This window comes from Psychrobacillus psychrotolerans (genome assembly GCF_900115805.1).
Lineage (GTDB): Bacteria > Bacillota > Bacilli > Bacillales_A > Planococcaceae > Psychrobacillus > Psychrobacillus psychrotolerans.
In genome coordinates this window covers 1-2,979 of the sequence record NZ_FOXU01000016.1, presented here as the reverse complement: position 1 = coordinate 2,979, position 2,979 = coordinate 1, and the positions used below count along the sequence as shown (strand labels likewise).

1 rRNA gene is annotated in these 2,979 nt (G+C 51.1%); it reads left to right on the top strand.

The window, feature by feature from the left end:
- Positions 1-46: 46 nt before the first annotated feature.
- Positions 47-2,975 (top strand): 23S ribosomal RNA (locus BM260_RS18085).
- Positions 2,976-2,979: the final 4 nt, after the last annotated feature.

Sequence of the window (2,979 nt, the reverse complement as noted above, 5' to 3'; positions counted from 1 at the left end):
TGTGATTATTTACGTAATCACGACGTGTAAGACTTTTTAACTTTTAGGTTAAGTTAATAAGGGCGCACGGTGAATGCCTTGGCACTAGGAGTCGACGAAGGACGGCACTAACACCGATATGCTTCGGGGAGCTGTAAGTGAGCTTTGATCCGGAGATTTCCGAATGGGGAAACCCACTGTTCGTAATGGAGCAGTACATTTGCGTGAATACATAGCGCATCTGAGACACACCCAGGGAACTGAAACATCTAAGTACCTGGAGGAAGAGAAAGAAAATTCGATTCCCTGAGTAGCGGCGAGCGAAACGGGAATAGCCCAAACCAAAAGGCTTGCCTTTTGGGGTTGTAGGACACTCTACATAGAGTTACAAAGGAATGAGTTAGACGAAGCGATCTGGAAAGGTCCGCAGGATAGGGTAAAAGCCCCGTAGTCTAAAATTCATTCTCTCTTGAGTGTATCCTGAGTACGGCGGAACACGTGAAATTCCGTCGGAATCTGGGAGGACCATCTCCCAAGGCTAAATACTACCTAGTGACCGATAGTGAACCAGTACCGTGAGGGAAAGGTGAAAAGCACCCCGGAAGGGGAGTGAAATAGATCCTGAAACCGTGTGCCTACAAGTAGTTAGAGCCCGTTAATGGGTGATAGCGTGCCTTTTGTAGAATGAACCGGCGAGTTACGATCCCATGCAAGGTTAAGTCGAGAAGACGGAGCCGCAGCGAAAGCGAGTCTGAATAGGGCGAATGAGTATGTGGTCGTAGACCCGAAACCAGGTGATCTACCCATGTCCAGGATGAAGGTAAGGTAACACTTACTGGAGGTCCGAACCCACGCACGTTGAAAAGTGCGGGGATGAGGTGTGGGTAGCGGAGAAATTCCAATCGAACCTGGAGATAGCTGGTTCTCTCCGAAATAGCTTTAGGGCTAGCCTCAAACGTTAGAATCTTGGAGGTAGAGCACTGTTTGGACTAGGGGCCCATCCCGGGTTACCGAATTCAGACAAACTCCGAATGCCAATGATTTATGTTTGGGAGTCAGACTGCGAGTGATAAGATCCGTAGTCAAGAGGGAAACAGCCCAGACCACCAGCTAAGGTCCCAAAGTATTTGTTAAGTGGAAAAGGATGTGGCGTTGCTTAGACAACCAGGATGTTGGCTTAGAAGCAGCCATCATTTAAAGAGTGCGTAATAGCTCACTGGTCGAGTGACGCTGCGCCGAAAATGTATCGGGGCTAAACAAATCACCGAAGCTGTGGATTGATACCTTTGGTATCAGTGGTAGGAGAGCGTTCTAAGGGCGTTGAAGTCAGACCGGAAGGACTGGTGGAGCGCTTAGAAGTGAGAATGCCGGTATGAGTAGCGAAAGACGGGTGAGAATCCCGTCCACCGTATGACTAAGGTTTCCTGAGGAAGGCTCGTCCGCTCAGGGTTAGTCGGGACCTAAGCCGAGGCCGATAGGCGTAGGCGATGGATAACAGGTTGATATTCCTGTACCACCAAACCACCGTTTGAGTAATGGGGGGACGCAGAAGGATAGGGTAAGCATGCTGTTGGTTATGCATGTCCAAGCAGTAAGGTGTGAATGTAGGCAAATCCGCATTCTTTAACATTGAGCTGTGATGGCGAGGACGTATGTCTAGAGTTCCTGATTTCACACTGCCAAGAAAAGCCTCTAGCGAGGTGAAAGGTGCCCGTACCGCAAACCGACACAGGTAGTCGAGGAGAGAATCCTAAGGTGAGCGAGAGAACTCTCGTTAAGGAACTCGGCAAAATGACCCCGTAACTTCGGGAGAAGGGGTGCTCTTTTGGGTTCATAGCCTAGAAGAGCCGCAGTGAATAGGCCCAGGCGACTGTTTAGCAAAAACACAGGTCTATGCAAAACCGTAAGGTGAAGTATATGGGCTGACGCCTGCCCGGTGCTGGAAGGTTAAGAGGAGTGCTTAGCGCAAGCGAAGGTGCGAATTGAAGCCCCAGTAAACGGCGGCCGTAACTATAACGGTCCTAAGGTAGCGAAATTCCTTGTCGGGTAAGTTCCGACCCGCACGAAAGGCGTAACGATCTGGGCACTGTCTCAACGAGAGACTCGGTGAAATTATAGTACCTGTGAAGATGCAGGTTACCCGCGACAGGACGGAAAGACCCCGTGGAGCTTTACTATAGCTTGATATTGAATTTTGGTGCAACTTGTACAGGATAGGCAGGAGCCTTAGAGCCCGGAGCGCCAGCTTCGGAGGAGGCGTCGGTGGGATACTGCCCTGGTTGTATTGAAATTCTAACCCATACCCGTAACCCGGGTAGGAGACAGTGTCAGGCGGGTAGTTTGACTGGGGCGGTCGCCTCCTAAAGTGTAACGGAGGCGCCCAAAGGTTCCCTCAGAATGGTTGGAAATCATTCGAAGAGTGTAAAGGCAGAAGGGAGCTTGACTGCGAGACCTACAAGTCGAGCAGGGTCGAAAGACGGGCTTAGTGATCCGGTGGTTCCGCATGGAAGGGCCATCGCTCAACGGATAAAAGCTACCCCGGGGATAACAGGCTTATCTCCCCCAAGAGTCCACATCGACGGGGAGGTTTGGCACCTCGATGTCGGCTCATCGCATCCTGGGGCTGTAGTCGGTCCCAAGGGTTGGGCTGTTCGCCCATTAAAGCGGTACGCGAGCTGGGTTCAGAACGTCGTGAGACAGTTCGGTCCCTATCCGTCGTGGGCGTAGGAAATTTGAGAGGAGCTGTCCTTAGTACGAGAGGACCGGGATGGACACACCGCTGGTGTACCAGTTGTTCTGCCAAGAGCATCGCTGGGTAGCTATGTGTGGACGGGATAAGTGCTGAAAGCATCTAAGCACGAAGCCCCCCTCAAGATGAGATTTCCCATTACGCAAGTAAGTAAGATCCCTCAAAGACGATGAGGTAGATAGGTTCGGGGTGGAAGCGTGGCGACACGTGCAGCTGACGAATACTAATCGATCGAGGACTTAACCAAATTT